General features: G+C 45.5%; 27 protein-coding genes. 25 read left to right on the top strand and 2 right to left on the bottom strand.

Going from position 1 to position 21,416, the window contains the following annotated elements; all coding sequences use genetic code 11:
- The first annotated feature begins 83 nt into the window (after positions 1-83).
- The 15 genes from comGA (at position 84) to EL081_RS10015 (ending at position 10,947) form a co-directional block, all read left to right on the top strand.
- Positions 84-1,025, top strand: coding sequence for a competence type IV pilus ATPase ComGA (comGA, locus tag EL081_RS01065; protein WP_126403664.1), 942 nt, complete (start codon positions 84-86; stop codon positions 1,023-1,025).
- Entirely contained in the window at positions 967-1,989 is a 1,023-nt protein-coding gene (comGB, locus tag EL081_RS01070) for a competence type IV pilus assembly protein ComGB (RefSeq protein WP_126403665.1), read from the top strand. Before comGA ends, comGB begins: the two co-directional genes overlap by 59 nt.
- Positions 1,986-2,303: a competence type IV pilus major pilin ComGC gene (gene comGC / locus EL081_RS01075; protein WP_023022076.1), complete on the top strand. Its 318-nt coding sequence runs from the start codon at positions 1,986-1,988 to the stop codon at positions 2,301-2,303. The genes comGB and comGC overlap by 4 nt, the downstream gene beginning before the upstream one ends.
- Entirely contained in the window at positions 2,272-2,697 is a 426-nt protein-coding gene (gene comGD, locus EL081_RS01080) for a competence type IV pilus minor pilin ComGD (RefSeq protein ID WP_042507426.1), read from the top strand. The genes comGC and comGD overlap by 32 nt, the downstream gene beginning before the upstream one ends.
- Entirely contained in the window at positions 2,663-2,956 is a 294-nt protein-coding gene (comGE, locus tag EL081_RS01085; protein WP_006595134.1) for a competence type IV pilus minor pilin ComGE, read from the top strand. Before comGD ends, comGE begins: the two co-directional genes overlap by 35 nt.
- Positions 2,940-3,392, top strand: coding sequence for a competence type IV pilus minor pilin ComGF (gene comGF / locus EL081_RS01090; protein ID WP_048717662.1), 453 nt, complete (start codon positions 2,940-2,942; stop codon positions 3,390-3,392). The genes comGE and comGF overlap by 17 nt, the downstream gene beginning before the upstream one ends.
- The gene (gene comGG, locus EL081_RS01095) at positions 3,358-3,804 is read left to right on the top strand and encodes a competence type IV pilus minor pilin ComGG (RefSeq protein WP_126403667.1); all 447 of its coding nucleotides are present in this window, start codon (positions 3,358-3,360) and stop codon (positions 3,802-3,804) included. The genes comGF and comGG overlap by 35 nt, the downstream gene beginning before the upstream one ends.
- 31 nt (positions 3,805-3,835) lie before the next feature.
- Positions 3,836-4,789 (top strand): class I SAM-dependent methyltransferase, encoded by a 954-nt coding sequence (locus EL081_RS01100; RefSeq protein WP_126403668.1) that lies wholly within the window; start codon positions 3,836-3,838, stop codon positions 4,787-4,789.
- 48 nt (positions 4,790-4,837) lie between these two features.
- Positions 4,838-6,034 (top strand): acetate kinase, encoded by a 1,197-nt coding sequence (locus EL081_RS01105; RefSeq protein ID WP_126403669.1) that lies wholly within the window; start codon positions 4,838-4,840, stop codon positions 6,032-6,034.
- Between the two features lie 152 nt (positions 6,035-6,186).
- Entirely contained in the window at positions 6,187-6,861 is a 675-nt protein-coding gene (locus EL081_RS01110) for a CPBP family intramembrane glutamic endopeptidase (protein WP_224781595.1), read from the top strand.
- Positions 6,862-7,019: 158 nt separating this feature from the next.
- The gene (gene folP / locus EL081_RS01115) at positions 7,020-7,976 is read left to right on the top strand and encodes a dihydropteroate synthase (RefSeq protein WP_164555425.1); all 957 of its coding nucleotides are present in this window, start codon (positions 7,020-7,022) and stop codon (positions 7,974-7,976) included.
- A gap of 16 nt (positions 7,977-7,992) precedes the next feature.
- Complete coding sequence (locus EL081_RS01120) at positions 7,993-9,297, top strand: bifunctional folylpolyglutamate synthase/dihydrofolate synthase (protein WP_126403671.1); 1,305 nt, start codon at positions 7,993-7,995, stop codon at positions 9,295-9,297.
- Between the two features lies 1 nt (position 9,298).
- On the top strand, positions 9,299-9,853 hold the full coding sequence (folE, locus tag EL081_RS01125; RefSeq protein ID WP_048717524.1) for a GTP cyclohydrolase I FolE: 555 nt from the start codon (positions 9,299-9,301) through the stop codon (positions 9,851-9,853).
- A gap of 26 nt (positions 9,854-9,879) precedes the next feature.
- Positions 9,880-10,695, top strand: coding sequence for a 2-amino-4-hydroxy-6-hydroxymethyldihydropteridine diphosphokinase (gene folK, locus EL081_RS01130; protein ID WP_164555447.1), 816 nt, complete (start codon positions 9,880-9,882; stop codon positions 10,693-10,695).
- Between the two features lie 96 nt (positions 10,696-10,791).
- Positions 10,792-10,947, top strand: a complete 156-nt coding sequence (locus EL081_RS10015; RefSeq protein WP_164555426.1) for a hypothetical protein — start codon at positions 10,792-10,794, stop codon at positions 10,945-10,947.
- A gap of 109 nt (positions 10,948-11,056) precedes the next feature.
- Here the strand turns inward: EL081_RS10015 and EL081_RS01135 are convergent, their stop codons facing one another.
- Both EL081_RS01135 and pepA read right to left on the bottom strand, forming a co-directional pair.
- Positions 11,057-12,541 (bottom strand): DUF1846 domain-containing protein, encoded by a 1,485-nt coding sequence (locus EL081_RS01135; RefSeq protein WP_126403673.1) that lies wholly within the window; start codon positions 12,539-12,541, stop codon positions 11,057-11,059.
- A 158-nt stretch (positions 12,542-12,699) separates the two neighbouring features.
- Positions 12,700-13,764, bottom strand: a complete 1,065-nt coding sequence (pepA, locus tag EL081_RS01140) for a glutamyl aminopeptidase (RefSeq protein WP_126403674.1) — start codon at positions 13,762-13,764, stop codon at positions 12,700-12,702.
- Between the two features lie 146 nt (positions 13,765-13,910).
- On the opposite strand from pepA, the gene EL081_RS01145 reads away from it, so the two are divergent.
- The 10 genes from EL081_RS01145 (at position 13,911) to EL081_RS01195 (ending at position 21,387) form a co-directional block, all read left to right on the top strand.
- Positions 13,911-14,201 (top strand): DUF4651 domain-containing protein, encoded by a 291-nt coding sequence (locus tag EL081_RS01145; RefSeq protein ID WP_126403675.1) that lies wholly within the window; start codon positions 13,911-13,913, stop codon positions 14,199-14,201.
- Entirely contained in the window at positions 14,198-14,515 is a 318-nt protein-coding gene (locus EL081_RS01150) for a thioredoxin family protein (protein ID WP_126403676.1), read from the top strand. The genes EL081_RS01145 and EL081_RS01150 overlap by 4 nt, the downstream gene beginning before the upstream one ends.
- Positions 14,516-14,529: 14 nt before the next feature.
- Positions 14,530-15,156 (top strand): YtpR family tRNA-binding protein, encoded by a 627-nt coding sequence (ytpR, locus tag EL081_RS01155; RefSeq protein ID WP_126403677.1) that lies wholly within the window; start codon positions 14,530-14,532, stop codon positions 15,154-15,156.
- Positions 15,157-15,392: 236 nt separating this feature from the next.
- A complete protein-coding gene (locus EL081_RS01165) occupies positions 15,393-15,788 on the top strand; it encodes a single-stranded DNA-binding protein (RefSeq protein WP_061564657.1) in 396 nt (131 codons plus the stop codon).
- A gap of 219 nt (positions 15,789-16,007) precedes the next feature.
- On the top strand, positions 16,008-16,994 hold the full coding sequence (locus EL081_RS01170) for a substrate-binding domain-containing protein (RefSeq protein ID WP_126403678.1): 987 nt from the start codon (positions 16,008-16,010) through the stop codon (positions 16,992-16,994).
- Positions 16,994-18,313, top strand: coding sequence for a sensor histidine kinase (locus EL081_RS01175; protein WP_126403679.1), 1,320 nt, complete (start codon positions 16,994-16,996; stop codon positions 18,311-18,313). Before EL081_RS01170 ends, EL081_RS01175 begins: the two co-directional genes overlap by 1 nt.
- On the top strand, positions 18,310-18,996 hold the full coding sequence (locus EL081_RS01180; protein ID WP_006595115.1) for a response regulator transcription factor: 687 nt from the start codon (positions 18,310-18,312) through the stop codon (positions 18,994-18,996). The genes EL081_RS01175 and EL081_RS01180 overlap by 4 nt, the downstream gene beginning before the upstream one ends.
- The gene (locus tag EL081_RS01185) at positions 18,993-20,300 is read left to right on the top strand and encodes an ABC transporter substrate-binding protein (protein ID WP_126403680.1); all 1,308 of its coding nucleotides are present in this window, start codon (positions 18,993-18,995) and stop codon (positions 20,298-20,300) included. The genes EL081_RS01180 and EL081_RS01185 overlap by 4 nt, the downstream gene beginning before the upstream one ends.
- A gap of 134 nt (positions 20,301-20,434) precedes the next feature.
- Positions 20,435-20,875: a PTS sugar transporter subunit IIA gene (locus EL081_RS01190; protein ID WP_126403681.1), complete on the top strand. Its 441-nt coding sequence runs from the start codon at positions 20,435-20,437 to the stop codon at positions 20,873-20,875.
- 17 nt (positions 20,876-20,892) lie between these two features.
- Positions 20,893-21,387, top strand: coding sequence for a PTS system mannose/fructose/N-acetylgalactosamine-transporter subunit IIB (locus EL081_RS01195; RefSeq protein ID WP_006595112.1), 495 nt, complete (start codon positions 20,893-20,895; stop codon positions 21,385-21,387).
- Positions 21,388-21,416: the final 29 nt, after the last annotated feature.

Raw genomic sequence — 21,416 nt, forward strand, 5'->3', positions numbered from 1 at the left:
GAGTTTCTTTTTTTTTGCTCTTTTTTCTAAATCCAGCGCTAGTTGGCCAATTAATTGCGAATTATATAGTGAAAGGAGGAAATATGGTTCAAGAAATTGCACAATCCATAATTCGAATGGCATCGAATGCCGAAGCTCAGGATATTTATTTTGTTCCTCGAGCATCAGACTATCAGCTCTTTCTAAGGGTTGGGGATGAGCGACGCTTTGTCGAGACCTATTCGCAAGAACAAATGGTAGCGGTCATCAGCCATTTTAAGTTTATGGCAGGGATGAATGTGGGGGAAAGGCGCCGGAGTCAATTGGGCTCCTGTGACTATTCTCTAGGGGATAAGGTCTTGTCCTTACGCTTGTCTACTGTGGGAGACTATAGGGGATACGAGAGTTTGGTTATTCGCCTGCTCCATAATGAGGACCGAGAGCTCCGTTTCTGGTTCGACCAACTTCAAGAGCTAGAAGAGAAGGTGAGTAAGCGGGGGCTCTACTTATTTGCGGGTCCAGTCGGATCGGGGAAGACGACACTGATGCATGCCCTGGCCAAGAAGAAATTTTCGGGGCAACAAGTCATGTCGATTGAAGACCCGGTAGAAATTAAGCAAGAAGAGATGCTGCAACTGCAACTCAATGAAGCGATTGGCATGACCTATGATAGCTTGATTAAACTGTCTCTGCGTCATCGCCCGGATCTCCTCCTCATCGGAGAAATCCGTGACACGGAGACAGCTCGCGCAGTTATTCGGGCTAGTCTGACAGGTGTGACAGTCTTTTCCACCATCCATGCCAAGAGCATTCCTGGGGTTTATGAACGCCTATTGGAGTTGGGGGCGAGTGAGGAGGAGTTACGGATTGTCCTTCAAGGGATATGTTACCAGCGTTTGATAAAGGGAGGAGGTGTCACTGACTTTGCCATCCAAGATTACCAAAACCACTCCAGTCAAAAGTGGAACCAGCAAATGGACGCGCTTTATGAAGCGGGACATATTGAGCTGGATCAGGCGCAAGCCGAAAAAATTATCGATTGCTAAGCAAGAACATGTCATTGAGCTCTTTCACAATCTCTACAGTAGTGGCTTTCATCTATCAGAGGTCATCGACTTTCTTCGGCGCAGTCAATTGGTAGAAGCCAATTTTGTTGAAAGAATGCAAGCTGGACTTGCCAACGGAAAGCCCCTGTCAGCCATTCTCTCTGATCTAGGTTTCTCCGATCAGGTAACAACTCAATTGGCATTGGCGGAGCAGCATGGAAATGTTACCTTAAGTTTAGAAAAGATCCGTAGCTACTTGGAAAATCTGACCCAGGTTCGAAAGAAACTAGTTGAGGTGGCGACCTATCCCGTGCTCTTGTTGGGATTTTTGATCTTGATTATGCTGGGGCTGAAAAATTATCTCTTGCCTCAGTTGGAGAATCAAAATGGGGCGACACGACTGATTAGTATCTTTCCCCAGTATGTTTTGTTAGGGAGTGTGTTGCTGACGATTGGAGTTTTGATGCTCCTTTTCCTAGGCCGTCGTGCCAAACGGCTGGCCCTGATTTCATGTTTGGCTAGATTTCCTTTTCTTCGCCCCTTCTTACAGGATTATCTGACCGCTTTTTATGCTCGAGAATGGGGAAGTATGATTGCCCAAGGGTTGGAGCTGAATCAAATTTTTCCTGTGATGCAGGGGCAACGTTCCCGTCTCTTTCGAGAGATTGGACAGGATTTAGAACGGGCATTGGCTCGTGGCAAGTCTTTTTCTGACCATATTCAGACTTATCCTTTCTTTAAACGAGAGCTGGCCCTTATGATTGAATATGGGGAGGCCAAGTCCAAGCTCGGTAGTGAGCTGGAAATCTATGCAGACAAGACCTGGGCAGGCTTTTTCCATCGTTTGAACAAGGCCATGAATATCGTTCAACCACTGGTCTTTGTCTTTGTTGCTCTTATGATTGTTTTGCTCTATGCAGCCATGTTGCTGCCAATTTATGAAAATTTGGAGGTTCCTTTATGAAATCATTGCGCACACTCAAGGTAAAAGCTTTTACTCTGATTGAAATGTTAGTTGTTTTGCTCATTATCAGCGTTCTTCTCTTGCTCTTTGTTCCGAACTTGACCAAGCAGAAAGATTCGGTAACAGATACAGGAAATCGAGCAGTCGTCAAAGTCGTGGAGAGCCAGGCTGAGCTCTATGAACTCAATCATCAGAATGAAAAAGCTAGTCTTTCTAAGCTAGTCGCAGAAGGACAAATCACTCAAAAACAAGCAGAAGCCTACCGTGCTCACTATGTGAAGAATGCAGGTGATCACCGTGCGGTTGCAGATTAAAGCTTTCACCCTTCTAGAGAGCTTACTAACTCTAGGTATCGTCAGTCTTCTATGTTGGCTGCTAGCTGGGTCAGTCCATCAAGCCTTTGGGCAGGTGGAAGAAACATTGTTTTTCTCGGAATTTGAACGGGTCTATCAGGAGACACAAAAGATGAGTATTGCAAAAGAGGAGAGAGCTCTCCTTTCCATCGACCACGGTGGGGTTCATAGTCCCTATCAAGAATTACCGCTTCCAAAAGGGGTGGAAGTGGTCAGAGAGAAGCAACTGACCTTTGATCCAGCAGGAGGCAATTCAAGCCTGACCAAGATTCAATTTCAGACAGAGAAAGAGGTGGTGACTTATCAGTTGGCAATTGGGAATGGAAAAATTAAAAAATCGACGGCTCCCCGCTAGTCTCTTGTTAGAAGGACTGATTGCCTTAGCGATGTTTGGTGTCCTCACGACCCTTGTGCTGGGAGAGCTAGGGGACTCGCGACAGCAGCGCTTAGAAGAGTTGAGACAAGGAGAAGTCTTGCGAGTCGCAAAAATGGCGATCCAGACCAGGCAGGATCAATTGAGCATCAATCAGGTCAGTGTCCAGGTGGAGAGGTCTGCCAAGTCCTTAAAGGTCTATCATGAAGGAAAGGTTGTGATTGCTGTTGAAAAGAACTAAACTGCCAGCCTTTACTTTACTGGAGGCCTTGGTTGCCCTGCTCGTCATTAGCGGTGGTTTATTGGTGTTTCAAGGATTGACAAGCCTCTTGCGTCAAGAACTCCAGTACCAAAGTCACATCAAGCAAGAGGAATGGCTTCTCTTTCAGGACCAGCTGGACATTGAATTGTCTCGTAGCCAATTTGAAGAGGTCAGAGACAACAAACTCTATCTTGTTCAGGATCAAAAACCCATAGCCATTGGACTGGCTAAGGGAGGAGATATCCGAAAGACAGATGCGACTGGCCGTGGCTATCAACCGATGATAGATGGAGTTGAATCAGCCTGGATTGAAAAAAGAGGGGATCTGGTATCTATTCAACTGCGCTTTGAAGAAGGGTTAGAAAGGGAGGTGGTCTACCGTGTGGTGGAAAAGGATAAAAAAGAAGCAGATTGAGGCCGGGATCCTTCTTTATGCCCTTTTTATGTCGGCGGTTTTTAGTCTCTTGCTTCAGTTTTATCTGAATAGACAAGTGACAGAGAGACGGATCCTCCTTGCTAGTCAGCACCGGATCCAGGCTTATGCGCAAGCTCAATTGGCGATTGATACTTGGGATCGGGAAGAAAAAACCATAACCTTCTCAACTGGTCGAGTCGATTTGGAAGAAAAATCGGGCTTTGCCAACGTAACGAGTCACTTACAAGATGGGGAAAGCTACCATTTCACCTTTGCTCTACCTCCTCGGGAAAAGAAAAAAACCGACAAGAAGGAAAAGGAGAAGCAGGCTCCAGATTCAGCCACAGACCACCCGACCACGACTGAGGAAGAGAAGCCTCAGGCCTTCGAAAAGCATAGCGAAAACTCTTAAAATTTGATATGATTAAGAGATGGAGGAAAGCATGAATTTCGAAAAAATTGAGAAAGCCTACGGCTACCTATTAGAGAATACCCAAACTATCCAAAATGATTTACAGACCAACTTTTATGATGCTCTAGTGGAGCAGAATGCCATCTATCTGGATGGGCAAACAGAGTTGACTCTAGTGAAGGAAAACAACCAGCGCCTGAAGGACTTGAACTTAAACAAGGAAGAGTGGCGTCGTTCCTTCCAGTATCTTTTGATGAAGGCTGCCCAAACAGAGCCCCTACAGGCCAATCACCAATTTACGCCAGATGGGATTGGATTTCTTCTGGTCTTCCTAGTGGATCAGTTGGCTAGTTCCGATCAAGTGGATGTGCTAGAAATGGGGAGTGGAACAGGGAACTTGGCCCAAACCTTGATGAACAACTGTCAGCGTTCCTTAGATTATTTGGGCTTGGAAATTGATGATCTCTTGATTGACCTTGCGGCTAGTATGGCAGAAGTGATGAAGGCGGATGTGAATTTTGCCCAAGGTGATGCCATTCGTCCACAAGTTTTGAAAGAGAGCGATGTGATTATCAGCGATTTACCTGTCGGTTATTATCCAGATGATGCCATTGCGAGTCGTTACCAGGTCGCTTCCCCTCAGGGCCACACCTATGCCCATCATTTATTGATTGAACAATCGCTAAAATACTTAAAACCAGGTGGCGTCGCTATTTTTCTAGCTCCGAATGATCTCTTGACGAGTGAGCAGAGTCCTCTGCTGAAAAAATGGATGCAGGATCATGCTCAGGTCTTGGCCATGGTGACCTTGCCAGAGAACCTCTTTCGATCAGCCAATCTAGCAAAAACCATCTTTGTTTTCCGCAAGCAAGAAGAAGCGGTGGTCCAACCATTTGTCTATCCTTTGACTGATTTGCAAGACCAGGAAGACCTCATGAAATTCCGTGAAAGTTTTCAAAACTGGAATAAAGAAAGTGAAATTTAAACAAAATTTTGCTATAATAGGAGTGAAAACGCTTAAAGAGGTAAAAAAATGACGAAAACAATTGCAATTAATGCAGGTAGTTCAAGTTTGAAATGGCAATTATACCAAATGCCAGAAGAAACAGTTTTGGCAAAAGGGCTCATCGAGAGAATTGGACTTAAAGATTCCATTTCGACAGTAAAATTCGATGGTCGAGCAGAAAAACAGGTTTTAGATATTGAGAACCACACACAAGCGGTTAAAATCCTTCTCGATGATTTGATTCGTTTTAATATTATTGCTTCCTACGATGAAATCACTGGAGTAGGGCACCGTGTCGTTGCAGGTGGTGAGTACTTCAAAGAGTCTGCTCTTGTAGATGAAGAAGTCATTCAAAAGGTTGAGGAACTTTCTTTGTTGGCCCCATTGCACAACCCTGCCAACGCTGCTGGGATCCGTGCCTTTAAAGAATTGTTACCAGATATTACCAGCGTTGTTGTATTTGATACCTCTTTCCATACAACAATGCCTGAAAAAGCTTATCGTTATCCTCTTCCAACTAAGTACTATACAGAAAACAAGGTACGTAAATATGGAGCTCACGGGACTAGTCATGAGTATGTAGCCCACGAAGCAGCGAAGCTTCTTGGAAAACCAATCGAAGAGTTGAAATTAATCACCTGCCACATTGGGAATGGAGCCTCTATTACAGCGGTAGACAAAGGGATTTCTGTCGATACGTCTATGGGCTTCACACCACTTGGTGGCATCATGATGGGAACACGTACAGGGGATATTGACCCTGCCATTATTCCTTACTTGATGGAGCACACAGAGGACTTCAACAGTCCAGAAGATATCAGTCGTATCTTGAACCGTGAATCTGGTCTTCTAGGGGTGTCTGAGCTTTCTAGCGATATGCGTGATATTCACGAAGCCATGCGCAGTGGAAATGACAAGGCACTTTTGGCCAACGACATTTTTGTTGATCGTATTAAGAAATACATCGGTCAATACTTTGCTGTCTTGAATGGAGCAGACGCCATCATCTTTACAGCTGGAATTGGAGAAAATTCTAAGACGATCCGTGGACAAGTCATTGACGGCTTGACTTGGTTTGGTTGTGAGCTTGATCCAGAAAAGAATGTCTTTGGTGCAGAAGGCGATATTTCAACAGCGGATGCTAAAGTGAGAGTTTTGGTCATCCCAACGGACGAAGAATTAGTCATTGCCCGTGATGTTGAACGCTTTAAAAACAAGGGATAAGACTTTTATTCTAAAAAAACAAGAGAGAAGAGGCTGACTTGAAGCGCCTCTTTTTTCTATTGTGTGACTACTACTTGGGCTTGCCCCAGTAGCTCATCTATGCTATACTAGAAAAATAGTTTGATAATCGAGGTAAAATAATGGAAAATTGGATGGAGAAAAAATGGGTTTCAAATGGTCTGTGGTTACTAATTGGAATACCGTTATTTATAGCGACTCAACTACCCATGATCGCTTTGATCTTGGGGATTGAAAATGCTTGGTCAAATTGGACGATCAATAGTCTAGTCCTTGGGGTTACCATGCTCCTCGTTTATTTGCTTTGGTGGTTTATGAAATGGAGTCCACTTGATTCACTAGATTTTTCACGAATCAAAGGCAGAGATATTGGGCGAAATTTCCTTTATTTTCTCCTGTTGCTGGCCAATAATGCTCTTGGGGTTAACCTTCTTCGACAGTTGGGAGAGGCGACGACAGCTAACCAAGAGACCATCCAAGGGGTGGCTTCCTTGGCCCCTCAGCTGGCAATGGGTTTGCTCATTGTTGTAGTGGCACCTTTAGGAGAAGAAATTATCTGTCGTGCTGTGATTCCCCGCTTGATCTTTAAGGGGCACGAAAAAATTGGTTATTTGGTTGGGGCTCTTGTTTTTGCCTATTTACATACACCAAGTAATCTTGGTTCCTGGATCATCTATGGGGGCATGTCCCTCATCTTGACTTGGGTTGCCTACCGCTACAAACGAGTAGAATATTCGATTTTATTGCACTTTACCATGAATGCTTTTGCCTTTCTGATAACTATCCTGGTTTCTTTTCTTCCCGCTTAAAATATGGTAGAATGATAGGACCAATGGGTTTTATTCAGAAGCTTTGGTAAGCTACCAAAGAAGCATCTAGGCGCAGATAGAGACAAACTCGGAGGTTGGAAAGATTCTAACCTCTTTTCTATGCTTGGTTGGTTTTTCTTAGAAAGATGAAGGAAGATATGTCAAAGAGTGAATGGAGACAACTAGGCAAGGATCGGACACTTCTATGTGGCATCCTCAATGTCACCCCCGACTCCTTTTCAGATGGGGGGCGTTACCAAACGGTAGAAGGAGCTCTCGAGCAAGCTCGAAAGTTAATAGCAGAAGGAGCAAGGATACTGGATATTGGTGGGGAGTCCACACGTCCAGGGAGTCATTTTGTGGAAATTCAGGAAGAAATCCAGCGAGTCGTGCCAGTCATTGAAGCGATTCGAGCGGAGAGTGATATCTTGATTTCGGTTGATACTTGGAAGTCAGAGGTTGCTCGTGCCGCCCTAGCAGCTGGTGCAGACTTGGTCAATGATATTACAGGCTTGTTAGGGGATCCACAAATGGCGAGGGTGATTGCAGAAGCTCATGCTGGAGCCATTCTTATGTTTAATCCAGTCATGGCTCGTCCTCATCATCCGAGTTCCGTCATTTTTCCGACCTTTGGTTTTGAGCCGGCCTTTTCATCAGAGGAGTTGGCGCAGTTTGAAGGTCTCTCTATTCAAGACTGCATGTGGACCTTCTTTGCTAAGAGCCTTGAGCGAGCAGAGGAGGCGGGATTGAGTCCGGATCAACTCTTCTTAGATCCTGGGATTGGTTTTGGCTTGACCAAGCGGGAAAACCTCCAACTTTTGCAGGACTTAAAAACCATTCATGCTAAGGGGTATCCAATCTTTTTAGGAGTCTCTCGGAAGCGCTTTGTGGTTAATATTCTGGAAGAAGAGGGATTTGAGACTGACCCTGAAACGAAAGAAGGATTCTACAATCGGGATTTGGCCTCCAGTCATTTGACGAGTGTGGCTGCCAGCCAAGGGGTGGAAATTGTACGTGTGCATGATATCCCTCTTCATAAGATGGCGGTAGCTATCGGTAGTGCGGTCTACCAAGCCGATCAAGCGCAGGACCTTCATTTGAAACAATATCGCTAAAGAAAAGAGAAGAGATATGACAGTAGATCTCAGTTGGTTAGCCACTTATCGTTCTTCTGAGCCCCATTTTGGCTTGGAGCGAATGGAAGCCTTGCTGGCCTTGAGGGGGAACCCACACTTAGCCTGTCCTGTAATCCATCTAGCTGGGACCAATGGAAAAGGATCGACCCTAGCCCATTTACGGTCTTTACTAGAGGCAAAAGGGTTGCGAGTTGGTGTTTTCTCCTCTCCCTATCTAGTTTCCTTTCATGAGCAAATCAGTATTAATGGGTTTCCCATCTCAGATCAGGATTTAGAAACTTATCTGTCCCTTTATCAGGACTTGCTTGCAAAAAACAGTTCTAATCAGACCTTGCTGGGCTTGACCGAGTTCGAGTTGATGACCGTCCTGGCTTTTGATTATTTTGCAGCAGAAAAGCCGGATGTGGTCATTTTGGAAGTGGGCATGGGTGGTCGTCTCGATAGTACCAATGTTTGTCAGCCTATTTTGACAGCCATCACGACGATTGGCTTGGACCATGTGGCTCTCTTAGGGCCGGATTTGGCCTCCATTGCTCGAGAGAAGGCGGGAATCATCAAGGAAAAGATTCCGGTCTTGCTAGGCCGGATGGAACTGGAAGCCCAAGAAGTCATTGTGCAGCGGGCGAACTGCTTATCGGCACCAGTAGAGCTGTTAGGTCAGGACTTTTTAGTTAGCTACCAAGAGTCACTGGCAGACGGGGAAGTTTTTGGCTATCAGAGCCAGTATCGGGAAGAAATGCAACTAAAGACAGGGCTCTTGGGACTTCATCAAGTCGACAATGCTGGACTGGCCCTGGCTCTCTGCGATACCTTCTGTCAAGAAAAGGGGCTCTCTTTCTTAAGCCGAGAAGAAATCCTCCAAGCTTGGGAAGGGGTCCAGTGGCCGGGACGCCTAGAGGTTATTTCGACCCAGCCCCTCATCATTCTAGATGGCGCCCATAATCCGCATGCAGTAGCCCCTCTTGTAGCCACCATAAAAGAACGGTATGGACAGTTGGACAAACAAGTCTTGTTTACCTGTATCCAGACTAAAGCGATTGAGGAGATGCTAGAACTATGGAGCGGATTGGAAAAGAGTCAATTAACCTTGACGACCTTTGAGGATTCACGCGCCTATTCCGTGAGAGACATGCAGGAAATAGCCCATCAAAAAGGCCTGCCTTATCAAGAATGGAAGGTGTTTTTAACCCAATATCTAGAAAGAAAATCGCAACAATCTGATCTCCTCTTAGTGACGGGATCCTTGTACTTTTTGGCTCAAGTGAGAGCCTTTCTAATCGAAGAAATCAGTAGGAGATGACATGGATACAAAGAAAATTCAAGAAGCCGTGAAGATGATTATCGACGCAGTCGGTGAAGACGGAAGCCGTGAGGGCTTGCAAGAAACACCAGAACGTATTGCCAAGATGTACCAAGAGATTTTTGCAGGTCTCAACCAAACTGCGGAAGTCCACCTATCAAAATCTTTTGAGATTGTGGACAACAATATGGTGGTAGAAAAGGATATCTTCTTCCACTCGATGTGTGAACACCATTTCTTGCCCTTCTATGGCAAGGTCCACATTGCCTATATCCCAAATGGGCGCGTAGCGGGCCTCTCTAAGCTAGCTCGGACAGTGGAAGTGTACGCCAAAAAGCCTCAAATCCAGGAGCGCTTGACAGTGGAAATCGCGGATGCCTTGATGGAGTATCTGGGAGCGCAGGGAGCCCTTGTCTGGGTGGAAGCAGAGCACATGTGCATGAACATGCGTGGGGTACGCAAACCAGGGACAGCTACTGTAACGACAGCAGCGCGTGGCTTGTTCGAGACAGATAAAGACTTGAAAAACGAAGCCTATAAACTGATGGGACACTAATCCCTAGATAAACTGAGGTGACGATGGTGGATCAATTACGGATCAAAGATTTGGAAATTTATGCTTATCATGGTGTGTTTTCCGCTGAAAAGGAATTGGGGCAACGCTTTGTCCTGGATGTCTGTGTCGATTATGAGATGACAAAGTCTGCTCGGACGGGCGATTTGACGGCTTCAATCCATTATGGAATCTTAGCAGAGCAACTGACAAATTGGGTTCAAGCTGAGAAAATTGATTTGATTGAGACAGTAGCTTTTCAGCTTGTGGAGAAGATTTTTGCAACCTATGACTTTGTCAAAAAGGTTCGACTTGAGCTGAAAAAACCTTGGGCGCCAGTTCCTCTACCTTTGGATACTTGTTCGGTCACGATTGAACGAGAAAAAAGACGAGCCTTTATTGGTCTGGGAACCAATATGGGCGATAAGGGACAACAGTTGGAGACGGCTGTATCTAGACTAGAAGAAAAGGGGCTTACGATTCTCCAAACCTCTTCTCAGATTGAGACAGCACCTTGGGGAGGGGTCGAGCAGGATAGCTTCCTCAACCAAGTCGTAGAGGTCGAAACTTGGTTTACGCCCCAAGACTTGATTGAGACCTTGCTAGGAATCGAACTAGAAATGGGCCGGATTCGTGAGATCAAATGGGGACCACGGGTCATCGATTTGGATCTCCTTTATATGGAGGATTTGATCCTCTATAGTCCAGATTTGATTCTCCCTCATCCGTATGTGGCAGAACGGGCATTTGTCCTAGAATCCTTGAATGAAATTGCTCCTTACTTTGTGGATCCTGTCCAAAGAAAACAGATCCGACAACTGTGGGAGGCTGTGAAAGAAACATAAGGTAGTTGACCCTTAGGTCAACTACCTTTTTTACCTTGACAGGTTAATTGAGCAGGAGTATACTATGCATAAATAGATTAGGAGTAGGAGGGCGTCATGAAATCTTATCTTGTAAAATGGTTGATCGCGATTGTCTTGGCTGTTTTTTTCCTTTGGTTGAGTTTGGAAACGGACTTACTGCCAAAAGAAGTGTATCCCCTTCTCCTTGTCCCGATACTGATTGTGGGCCTCTATCTCTTTAAGGAGAGGTAACTCTCCATCCAATTAAACTATGAAAAATCCCCTGGGTGCCAACTGGTTCAGGCACTCAGGGGATTTTTTGTATATGGAGCCAGGACCAACGGTCTAGCCTTGCTTTTCTTTATTTGCGGTACAAGCGATCGTATTGGTAAACTGGATCCATGGTCACATGAATGCCCAGTTTGCGAAGAACGTTCTTATCTTCGTCTGTCAACATGACTGTTGAATGGGCTTCGCTCCCTTTCAATCGACCCAATTCTTGCATGGCAAGATTTGCCTCTGGATGGTTCATGGCGGTAATGGCGAGGGCGATGAGGATTTCATTTGAGTGGAGGCGAGGATTGCGACTGCCCAAGTGGTTGATCTTCAAGCCTTGGATTGGTTTCACATATTCTGGCTCAATCAACTTGGTTTCTTTATCAATATGGGCCAATTTCTTGATGGCGTTGATGAGAACAGCTGCCGTTGGACCAAATAAGTCAGAAGTCTTCCCTGTCACGGTTTCTCCGTTCGGCAATTCCAGGGCCAAGGCAGGTTCACCGGTTTCTTCCTCTTTTTGACGGGCAAGGACGGTGACTTGGCGGTCTTTTGGTGAAATGCCTAAGTCATTCATCAAGAGTTCAATTTTCTTAATAGCTCCGTTTCCGACACGCTCTGCTTTCACATCTAGAATGGTTTGGTAGTAACGGCGGATAATTTCTTGCTTAGAGGCTTCAATCGCTGCGTCGTTGTCCACGATGGCAAAGCCGACCATGTTCACCCCCATATCTGTTGGGGAAGCGTAAGGAGATTCTCCGAGGATGCGTTCCAACATCCGTTTCAAGACAGGGAAGATTTCGATATCCCGGTTGTAGTTGACCGTTGTTTCGCCATAGGTTTGGAGGTGGAAGGGGTCAATCATATTGACGTCGTCAAGGTCTGCAGTAGCAGCTTCATAGGCCAAATTCACTGGGTGATGTAAAGGCAAGTTCCAAACTGGGAAGGTTTCAAATTTAGCATAACCAGACTTGATGCCATTCAATTGGTCATGGTACATGTTGGACATACAAGTAGCCAATTTACCAGAACCAGGACCAGGAGCTGTCACGACAACGAGATTGCGACTGGTCTGAATATAGTCGTTTTTCCCCATTCCCTCAGGAGAGATGATATGGTCCATATCCGTTGGGTAGCCCTTGATTGGGTAGTGGAGGTAAGAGGCAATGCCATTCTTTTCCAACTGTTTGCGGAAGAGGTCTGCAGCAGGTTGACCAGAGTACTGAGTGATGACGACAGAGCCTACATAGATGCCCAATTCGTTGAATTTATCGATCAAGCGGAAGACCTCTTGGTCGTAAGAGATTCCTAGGTCACCACGCGCTTTTGAATGCTCGATGTTGCTGGCATTAATAGCAATGACGATCTCCACTTGATCACGGAGTTCTTGGAGAAGTTTAATTTTATTGTCCGGTTCATAACCAGGGAGGACGCGGGCAGCATGGAAATCTTCCAGCATTTTTCCTCCAAACTCTAGGTAGAGCTTACCATCAAATTGGTTGATCCGTTCGAGGATGTGATCGCGTTGCAAATTCAAATACTTTTCGGAACTAAAAGCTTGTTTCTTCATTTAAACCTCCAATAAAGAAGCGAGGGTGGTCTTTAGTGGCGCTCCGCCTTCCACGTAAGGAAAGGGGAGTGCAAAAGAACACCCGTTGCAATATTCATTCAGTATTATATCAAAAAAACCCCAAAATGGGGGTTTAAAACAATTATTTTGGGAAAATATTAATAATTCTTAATTAAATCAACGGTTGAACGATCCAATTTTTTAACCAAGGCTTGAAGGAAGGCTTGGGCTTGAAGGAAGTCATCCATGGCATAGAGGGTTTGGTGGGAGTGGATGTAGCGCGCACAGACTCCGATGGTAGTAGATGGCACACCACCACTTCGTAAGTGGGCTACTCCAGCATCCGTTCCGCCTTTTCCACAGTAGTATTGGTACTTGATGCCGGCTTCTTCAGCAGTGGTGAGGAGAAAGTCCTTCATATTTGGCAACATGAGGTGACCTGGGTCAAAGTAGCGAAGGAGGGTTCCCTCACCGATGGCTCCTTGGCCTCCGTAGACATCTGCAGCTGGAGAACAGTCAACAGCCAGGAAGACTTCTGGATCAAACTTGGTCACAGAAGTCCCTGCACCACGCAGTCCGACTTCTTCTTGCACGGTCGCTCCAACATAGAGTTCGTTTGCTAGGGGTTGTCCAGAGAGGGCTTGTGCCAATTCGCTGACCATCAAGACCCCATAACGGTTATCCCAAGCTTTGGAGATGATGTTTTTCTGATTGGCTGTTAAGATTGCAGTGCTTTCAGGGACCAAAGTGTCGCCTGGACGGATTCCAAAGCTCTCGGCTTCTTCTTTGTTGGCAAAGCCACCATCAAAGACAATATCCCCGATTGCTGGAAGGGCAGGACCGTTTGCGCCACGCGTCAAATGCGGAGGAACAGATCCAGAAATGACAGGGTAGGAATGGCCATCGCGTGTCAAAAGGGTGAAACGTTGGCTGCTGACCACCATAGGGTTCCAACCACCGATTTCAACCACGCGGAAGGTGCCGTCTGCCTTGATCTCACTGACCATAAAGCCAACTTCATCCATATGGCCGGCGACCATGATGCGAGGAGCATCAGCCGCTTCTGAGTGGCGTACCCCAAAAATACTTCCCAAGCCGTCTGTGACCACTTCATCCACATGTGGAGTGATCTGTTTGCGTAGATAATCGCGAACAGGCGCTTCATGGCCGGAGATGGCAGGAAGTTCTGTTACTTCTTTGATTTTAGAAAATAAATCAGTCATAAGTTACCTTCTTTCTGATTGTTATTTTATCACTTTTTTAGTCGAGATGGTAGTGGCAGTTGACGGGAATGAAAGCAGATCGTCATGATGGGGAGAACTATTCTCCTTCGTTGTCCCAGCTTGTATTTTGTGTTACAATATGAGGTATGAAAGCTAAAAAAATCATTTTATCCAGCCTTGCAGCAGCTAGTGCAAGTGCTCTTGCCCTTTGGGCCTATAAAATTGCCAAAGATCAAAAACGTTTGCGGACGCAAGAAGAGTTAGTCGCAGAAGTCCGTGAGCAGATGGAGAATATGGGAAAGATTGCGACCCTTTATGTGGAACTCTATGAATCAAGCGAAGAGCGTCTGGTAGGAGGGATCGTATTTGAGGATGAGCGCCACTATCGCTTTGTCTATGAAGAGGGCCTCCTTCAGTATGAAGAGGAAAAACTATGATCATTCCACACTCTATAGAGGAATTAGCCCGCTACGTCGAGCAAGAAGGAAAGAAGGTTTTCTTCTTTTCAGCGGATTGGTGTGGCGATTGCCGGTATATCCAGCCCTTTTTGCCAGAGATTGAAGCAGAAAACCCTGAATTTACCTTCGTTTTGGTCGACCGAGACCAGTATCTAGACTTGGCTAAGCTTTGGAATATCTATGGCATTCCGAGTTTAGTGGTCCTAGACAAGGATCGGGAACTGGGGCGTTTCGTCAATCGTGATCGCAAAACCAAGGCTCAGATTTCAGAATTTTTAGCAGGATTGAAGTAGGAGAAAGAGAAAGAATGATTGTAACCTATAATAAAGAACAAGTCGGTGATGTCTTAATGATCACCTTGAAAAATAGTGGGGATGCCAAGTTAGCAGTAGAGCGCAAAGGCAAAGTAGCCCGTGTCTACCGTGAAGACAAGCAAGAAACAGTGGCCTGGAATATTTTTGAGGCTTCGGCTTTCTTTGCCCTTGATGGCAAGGGGCAACTTTTCTTGAGTGATGAGCAAGTTGCACGCCTCAATCAAGAATTACAAGCCGAAGGATTTGCAGAGGTCTTGGTCAATGACAAGGAGCCTAAGTTTGTCGTGGGGCAAATCGTTGAAATGGTTGCTCATCCAGATAGTGACCACCTCAACATCTGCCAAGTGGCTGTTGGACCAGACAAGACGGTTCAGATCGTAGCAGGTGCACCAAATGCGCGTGAAGGCCTCAAGACAATCGTGGCTCTACCAGGTGCGATGATGCCAGATGGCAGCTTGATTTTCCCAGGAGCCCTTCGTGGAGAAAAGAGCTTTGGCATGATGTGTAGCCCACGCGAATTGCACTTGCCAAATGCGCCACAAAAACGTGGTATTATTGAATTGCAAGATACAGAAGAGGTGGGAACTCCATTTGATCCCGCCCGTCACTGGCAAGGATAAGAGAGTGGGACAGAAATCCGGCCCCTCAATTGTCTTTGGATTGTCGAGCAAGACGCAGTGGTTGAGTGGGCTCTACTACGCTGATTTCATCAGCTTTTACAGCCCTACTCAACTGTGCGGAGGTGGGACGACGAAATCGAATTCTAACGAATTACCGATTTCTGTCCCACTCTCTTTTTTTATTTTTTCCTCAAATGGCTAGAAAACTACGAATTATATAAGTAGGAGGAAGAAATATGTACAATAAAGTAATTTTAATCGGGCGTCTAGTGGCTGATCCGGAGCTTCATAAGACCAGTACGGACAAGTCTGTTGCGCGTGCGACCCTGGCTGTCAATCGACGTTACAAGGATCAAAATGGCGAGCGTGAGGCGGACTTTATCACCCTAGTGGTCTGGGGGAAATTAGCAGAGACCCTTGTATCCTATGCCAACAAGGGGAGCTTGCTCTCAGTAGATGGCGAGCTTCGAACCAGACGTTATGAGAAGAATGGGGCGACCCAATATGTGACAGAAGTGCTCTGTCAAGGCTTCCAGCTCTTAGAAAGTCGCGCTCAACGAGCGATGCGGGCTAATGGAGCAGGAGGAGATTTAGCGGATCTGATCCTCGAAGAGGAAGAGCTTCCATTTTAACAGAAGAAAACGGTGCAGCTGGTCAGCTGTGTCGTTTTTTCTTTTTCGAAACTTCTTACTGAAGTTGTAGGGAGAAGTTATTATCTAGATAGAGACGTAAAACGCATTCATTTCCGAGAGACCTTCAAGCTCTTGGTAAAAAATGCTATAATAAAAGGTATTAAATGCGAACGAAAATGTTTGATGTAGCAAAATAATCCGTTTTTAAGAGGAGAAGAGATGGAATTAGAAGAGGAAATCGTTCAAAAGAAACGGAATCGAGCGATGATTTATGCGATATTTTGGAGCCTGATTTTTGTGGTAGTGGTCATCTACTTGAATGCTAGTCAACTAAAGCCTGTTCGTGGTCAAATGCGGATTGGCGTGACTTACATGACCATGAACAATGAATTTTATCAAACGCTTAATGCAGAGATTGAACGAGTGGCTGACGAAAAAGGGGACTTGCTTCTAGTTCGTAATCCAGAGTTAGACGAAGAAAAACAAAGTCAACAGATTGATTATTTTCGTCAACAAAAGGTCAATGTGATTGTGATTAATCCTGTAAAAGGAGATAGTCCTAAAATCATTGCTTCCCTGAAGAGAGCCCAACAAGCAGGGATTAAAATCATTGCAGTGGATAGTCAGCTCAGCCATTTCACGGTGGATGCCAGTGTGGTGTCGGATAATTACCAGGCAGGGGTCTTGGTCGCCCAGCGCCTGATGAAGCAGAAAAATGGGGCGAAAATCCTACTCTTAGAGCATAAGGGGACAGTGTCGGCTGAGCAACGTATTCAAGGGTTCTTAGATACGATTCAGTCGGAGCCTGCCTATCACGTTGTTGGGAGAGAAGAGACTCGTGGTCAAACAGAATTGGCCTTGCCAGCTGTTTCCCAGGTCATTCAGGATGGTCTAGTATTTGATACCGTCGTAGCCTTAAATGATCGAGCGGCTATCGGAGCCCTTGCGGCAATCAAGGAAAACCAACTAGCCATGCCGATTTCTATCTATGGAATCGATGGTTCTCCAGACATGAAGGTATTGCTCTCAACGACGGATGATATCGAAGGGACGGTTGCCCAATCTCCTCTTAAAATGGGGAGACAGGTGATGCAAGTGATTGAGTGCATGAGGACAGGTAAATCCTACAAGGAGCAATATAAGATTCCAGTTGAGATGATTGATAAGGATAATGTTGACCGATACGATGTCAACGGGTGGCAGTAATGACCAAGCTTCGTGGCATTCGTTATAGTTTGATTTTGTTAAAAATCATTAATTTTATCGCCATCTTATTTAGTAGCTCGCTCTACTTACATGCGACCAATTACATCATCGCTAAGGGGCAAGGCTATCAATTGTTGGAGCAATTAAGAGAAATACCGAGTTCTCCAGCTCAGAACTTTTGGATCTCCATCCTCCTCTTTGGAGGGATCCTTTTCATTACCTTCTATCGGATGCGCCCAGGGACACAGGAGTGGTCAGTTTTTGACAAGTGGAACATCCTAGAAATATTGCTGATGTTAGGTGTCATGATGTCCCTCAGCTTTTCCTACAATGGGATCATCCTCTTGGTATTTGCTGATATCTTTTATGGTTCTAAAGAGTTTAGTAGTTCCAAGGACAGGCGCTACTGGTTTGCCTTTATCCTTCTGAGTTTCATAGTCCTCCTTGTGACCAATTATGACATTCTCTCTCTCGTTGTGCAGTTGCCTTCGCTGGATACCTATATTGCCTTTTATCCTTCATCGATTCGGATGCTTATTCTATTTGCTAAAAATGCGCTAGCTTCCTTAAATATGGTTGTCTTTATTATTTCTCTTCTCTTTTACATTTTATCGGTAGTAGCAGAGCACCATCGGATCGAAAAAGAGTTAGCAATGGTATCGCAGGTCAATACGGAATTAAATAGCTACATGGCCCTTTCGGAAAAGATTGCGGAGGACCGGGAGCGTAAGCGGATAGCACGGGAAATTCATGATACTCTAGGCCATGCCTTAACCGGCATCTCTGCTGGGATTGATGCGGTTGGGGTTCTGATTGATATTGACCCTGGCCGTGCCAAGACCCAGCTGCAATCGGTCTCTACGGTGGTACGGGATGGAATCAAGGATGTCCGGGGCTCTTTGAACAAGCTTCGGCCAGGTGCCCTAGAGGATCATACCTTGAGGGATGCGGTTTTGAAATTGGTTCACGAATACCAAGCCATCTCCCACCTGCAAGTCGATCTCACCTATGACTGGGATGAGGTTGATCTAGATGTCATGGTGGAGGATACCGTCTTTCGCGTGATTCAGGAATCCATGACCAATTCTGTCCGCCACGGTCATGCCAGCCATATGCAGATTTCCTTTTTGGTGGAAGATGCTTATGTCATGATTCTCCAAGATAATGGGGTTGGCTTTGACCACCTGCAGGTCGGCTACGGCTTGAAGCAAATGCGAGAGCGGGTCTCTATCTTGGGAGGAAGGATCGAATTTGCCAATCGAAATGGATTTTATACACGAATTGAATTGCCCAAAGAAAAAGGAGGAAATCTTTTATGATCAAAGTAATGATTGCGGATGATCAAGCGCTGATTCGCGAATCGCTCCAAATTATTTTGTCTGCTCATCAAGATATTCAGGTGACTTCTGCAGTGGCAGATGGTCATGAGGTGCTAGAGCGAATCCCCCAAGATCGACCAGATGTTGTATTGATGGATATTCGTATGCCCAAGATGGATGGTGTGATGGCGACAAAAGAAGTCAAGGAACGCTTCCCTGAGGTAAAAATCATCATTCTAACCACCTTCGACGATGATGATTTCATCTTTCGGGCTCTGAAATATGGAGCTTCAGGGTATTTGCTCAAAGGGGCTTCCACAGAGGAACTCTACCAAGCCATTCAAATTGTCTATCATGGGGGAGCTATGATTAACCCCAATATTGCCAGTAAGGTTTTTCAGATTTTTTCTCAGATGGCTCAGAGCAATTATACAATCTCCGTTTCTGAAGAATATGTGAGCGACTTATCCCTGACCGAATGGCGGATCATCCAGCAGGTTGGTTTTGGGGAGTCTAATAAGGAAATCGCAGCCAAATTGTTCCTATCTGAGGGAACGATTCGGAATTACCTGTCAACCATTTTGTCTAAGTTGAACCTGCGGGATCGGACCCAGTTGGCTATTTGGTCTGTTCAAAAAGGTGTGACCACTAAGGATTTTGGAACAGAAAGTGATAGCCGATGAAGAAAATACGTAAGATTCGAGGCTCCAGATTGTTTCTAGGCTTGCTTTTTCTTTTTCTACTTGCTGGAGGGATTTGGTGGCAGCGTCAGCCTAAGCTTGTCCGCTTGGGGGTCTACGCTGGATCTAGCTGGGATGTGCCCACCCAAACGGAAGAAAAAGTCTTGGACCAAGCGATTGCTCGTTTCGAAAAAACGCATCCAGGGGTAAAGATTGTCTACGAAAGCGGGATTCCGAAGAATCAGTATGCGAGCTGGTTAGCCAATCAGATCCTCCATGGACAGGAGCCAGATCTATATATGGTATCCAGTACTGAGCTCCCGGTGTTAGCTGCGCGTGGGGCGGTAGAAGATTTGACCCCCTTGATGGACAAACAGGTCGATCCTTCTCATTTTTATCCAGTTGCCCTAGAAGCAGGTAAATACAAGAACCGTCAGTATGCCCTCCCATTTGAGAGCAATCCTGTTTTGATGTGTGTCAATAAAGATTTATTGGAAAAGGAAGGGATTGCTATTCCGAAAGAGGGGTGGACTTTGGAGGAATTTTATACGATTTGTCAAAAAGTGACGCGGGATACAGATGGAGATGGTGAGCTAGATCAGTTTGGAAGTACAGATTATACCTGGAGGGAGGCCTTGGCAGCCCATGGTGGCCAGCTTTTCCGTCAGGATAACATTAATCTGACGAGTAAAGAAATGAAGCGCTCGCTCTATTTTGTCGAAAAACTCGAAGCTCTTCATGGGAATTTCAATGTTACTTCTAAGGATTTTGATGAAGGCAAGGTCGCTTTTTATCCGATGACCTTGGCCCAGTACCGAACTTATAAACCTTATCCCTATCATGTTGCCAAATATTCAAATTTCACTTGGACCTGTATCCCTATGCCCGGGGCTTCTGGATCAACTCCGTCAACCTTAGTGGATACGTCCTTGTTTGCTCTGTCTTCTCGGGCCAGTGCTAGCAAGGAGGCCAAGGAATTCATGGAATTTTTGACCCAGGACCAGCAGGTCCAGCAGGAACTCTTCCGGCAGTCGCAGGGGACCTCTGTCCTCCCTTCGGTGGTCAATAGTTCGGAAAGTCGGGACCTTCTTAAAGCGGATGATTTCGGGGTTGATTCCTTGACGAATCGGACCCTGGACCAGATTATGAAAAAGGCTGTCCTAAGTACTCCTGGCAACCTACCCGATGATATCTGGGATCGATTGGATTATTTGATTCATAATGCTCTAAAAGCAAAGGATATTGATAACCAATTGCCTCAAATTCAAAAGATTATTGAGGAAATGCTTCGGGAGAAGTTTCGTTAAGAGCAACTAGGCATCTGTCAAGTGACAGATGTCATTTTTTTATTGACAGATGTCAACTTTTCTTTGTGACAAATGACAATAGTAAAACGCTTTCAAAAACAATACAATAAGGTCATCATAAAGGAGGAGAAAGGATGAAGTATCTGGTATTGGTCAGTCATGGTGGACTGGCAGAAGGTCTAAAAAGTTCGCTGGCAATGTTTGCTGGGGATAAGATAGATCAGGTGATTGCGGTCGGACTGAAAGAAGGCAAATCGGTAGATGATTTTGCTCATGATTTTCGTCAGGCGATTTCCCATTTAACAGATGAGGACTCTGTCTTAGTTCTAGCAGACATTGTAGGTGGCAGTCCTTTGACAACGGCAGCGACAGTGCTAGAGGAGCAAGGAAAGCTGAGTACAGCCTTAATCTTAGGTGGAATGAACTTGACCATGGCGCTGACAGCAGTTGTGATGAAGGACATGATGGAGGGGGCTGATTTAGCCCAGTTGATTTTATCCGAAGCTTCCACAGCCTTGCAAGAATTTACCCTTGCCCCGGTAGAGGGTGACGATGATGAAGAAGATGATATTTAACTAAGGGAGGTTAGAAAATGGTAGTATCATTTGTACGGATTGACGACCGTATGATCCACGGTCAAACAGTAACTCGATGGGCTAAAGAAAAGCCTTGTGATGGCTTGATCGCCGTCAACGACGCAGCAGCTTCCAACAAGGTCTTGATTCAAGCCTATAAAGGGGCTTCAGATAAGAAAACCTTTGTTTGGACCAAGGAAGCTTTCAAAGAAAAATCTGCCAAAGTAACGGAATCAGAAACTCGCTATTTCTTGATTACCAAGAACCCCATCGATATGAAAGAAATTTTGGTCGACCAAGGGTTTGTCCCAGGGGATGTTAAAGAAATCATTGTTGGTCCTGCAAATGACCGTCCAGGTGCTGTGAAATTGGGGAACAACCAATCCATCACCCAGGAAGAAGCAGAAGCCATTGAAGCTATTCAGGCTGCCGGCTACAAGGTGAAATTCCAGTTGCTGCCAGATGTTTCCATCGGTTATTGGGATGATTTTAAATCAAAATTCGGATTCTAGGGGGGAGAGCATCCTAGCTCTTCGTCACT

The sequence above is a fragment of the Streptococcus viridans genome (genome assembly GCF_900636365.1).
Classification (GTDB): Bacteria; Bacillota; Bacilli; order Lactobacillales; family Streptococcaceae; genus Streptococcus; species Streptococcus viridans_A.

What these genes read in the sequence shown, in the direction of transcription:
- comGA (WP_126403664.1), top strand. Translation starts at nt 84, where the DNA reads ATGGTTCAAGAAATTGCACAATCCATAATTCGAATGGCATCGAATGCC.
- comGB (WP_126403665.1), top strand. Translation starts at nt 967, where the DNA reads ATGAAGCGGGACATATTGAGCTGGATCAGGCGCAAGCCGAAAAAATTA.
- comGC (WP_023022076.1), top strand. Translation starts at nt 1,986, where the DNA reads ATGAAATCATTGCGCACACTCAAGGTAAAAGCTTTTACTCTGATTGAA.
- comGD (WP_042507426.1), top strand. Translation starts at nt 2,272, where the DNA reads ATGCAGGTGATCACCGTGCGGTTGCAGATTAAAGCTTTCACCCTTCTA.
- comGE (WP_006595134.1), top strand. Translation starts at nt 2,663, where the DNA reads ATGGAAAAATTAAAAAATCGACGGCTCCCCGCTAGTCTCTTGTTAGAA.
- EL081_RS01100 (WP_126403668.1), top strand. Translation starts at nt 3,836, where the DNA reads ATGAATTTCGAAAAAATTGAGAAAGCCTACGGCTACCTATTAGAGAAT.
- EL081_RS01105 (WP_126403669.1), top strand. Translation starts at nt 4,838, where the DNA reads ATGACGAAAACAATTGCAATTAATGCAGGTAGTTCAAGTTTGAAATGG.
- EL081_RS01110 (WP_224781595.1), top strand. Translation starts at nt 6,187, where the DNA reads ATGGAGAAAAAATGGGTTTCAAATGGTCTGTGGTTACTAATTGGAATA.
- folP (WP_164555425.1), top strand. Translation starts at nt 7,020, where the DNA reads ATGTCAAAGAGTGAATGGAGACAACTAGGCAAGGATCGGACACTTCTA.
- EL081_RS01120 (WP_126403671.1), top strand. Translation starts at nt 7,993, where the DNA reads ATGACAGTAGATCTCAGTTGGTTAGCCACTTATCGTTCTTCTGAGCCC.
- folE (WP_048717524.1), top strand. Translation starts at nt 9,299, where the DNA reads ATGGATACAAAGAAAATTCAAGAAGCCGTGAAGATGATTATCGACGCA.
- EL081_RS10015 (WP_164555426.1), top strand. Translation starts at nt 10,792, where the DNA reads ATGAAATCTTATCTTGTAAAATGGTTGATCGCGATTGTCTTGGCTGTT.
- EL081_RS01135 (WP_126403673.1), bottom strand. Translation starts at nt 12,541, where the DNA reads ATGAAGAAACAAGCTTTTAGTTCCGAAAAGTATTTGAATTTGCAACGC.
- pepA (WP_126403674.1), bottom strand. Translation starts at nt 13,764, where the DNA reads ATGACTGATTTATTTTCTAAAATCAAAGAAGTAACAGAACTTCCTGCC.
- EL081_RS01145 (WP_126403675.1), top strand. Translation starts at nt 13,911, where the DNA reads ATGAAAGCTAAAAAAATCATTTTATCCAGCCTTGCAGCAGCTAGTGCA.
- EL081_RS01150 (WP_126403676.1), top strand. Translation starts at nt 14,198, where the DNA reads ATGATCATTCCACACTCTATAGAGGAATTAGCCCGCTACGTCGAGCAA.
- ytpR (WP_126403677.1), top strand. Translation starts at nt 14,530, where the DNA reads ATGATTGTAACCTATAATAAAGAACAAGTCGGTGATGTCTTAATGATC.
- EL081_RS01165 (WP_061564657.1), top strand. Translation starts at nt 15,393, where the DNA reads ATGTACAATAAAGTAATTTTAATCGGGCGTCTAGTGGCTGATCCGGAG.
- EL081_RS01170 (WP_126403678.1), top strand. Translation starts at nt 16,008, where the DNA reads ATGGAATTAGAAGAGGAAATCGTTCAAAAGAAACGGAATCGAGCGATG.
- EL081_RS01175 (WP_126403679.1), top strand. Translation starts at nt 16,994, where the DNA reads ATGACCAAGCTTCGTGGCATTCGTTATAGTTTGATTTTGTTAAAAATC.
- EL081_RS01180 (WP_006595115.1), top strand. Translation starts at nt 18,310, where the DNA reads ATGATCAAAGTAATGATTGCGGATGATCAAGCGCTGATTCGCGAATCG.
- EL081_RS01185 (WP_126403680.1), top strand. Translation starts at nt 18,993, where the DNA reads ATGAAGAAAATACGTAAGATTCGAGGCTCCAGATTGTTTCTAGGCTTG.
- EL081_RS01190 (WP_126403681.1), top strand. Translation starts at nt 20,435, where the DNA reads ATGAAGTATCTGGTATTGGTCAGTCATGGTGGACTGGCAGAAGGTCTA.
- EL081_RS01195 (WP_006595112.1), top strand. Translation starts at nt 20,893, where the DNA reads ATGGTAGTATCATTTGTACGGATTGACGACCGTATGATCCACGGTCAA.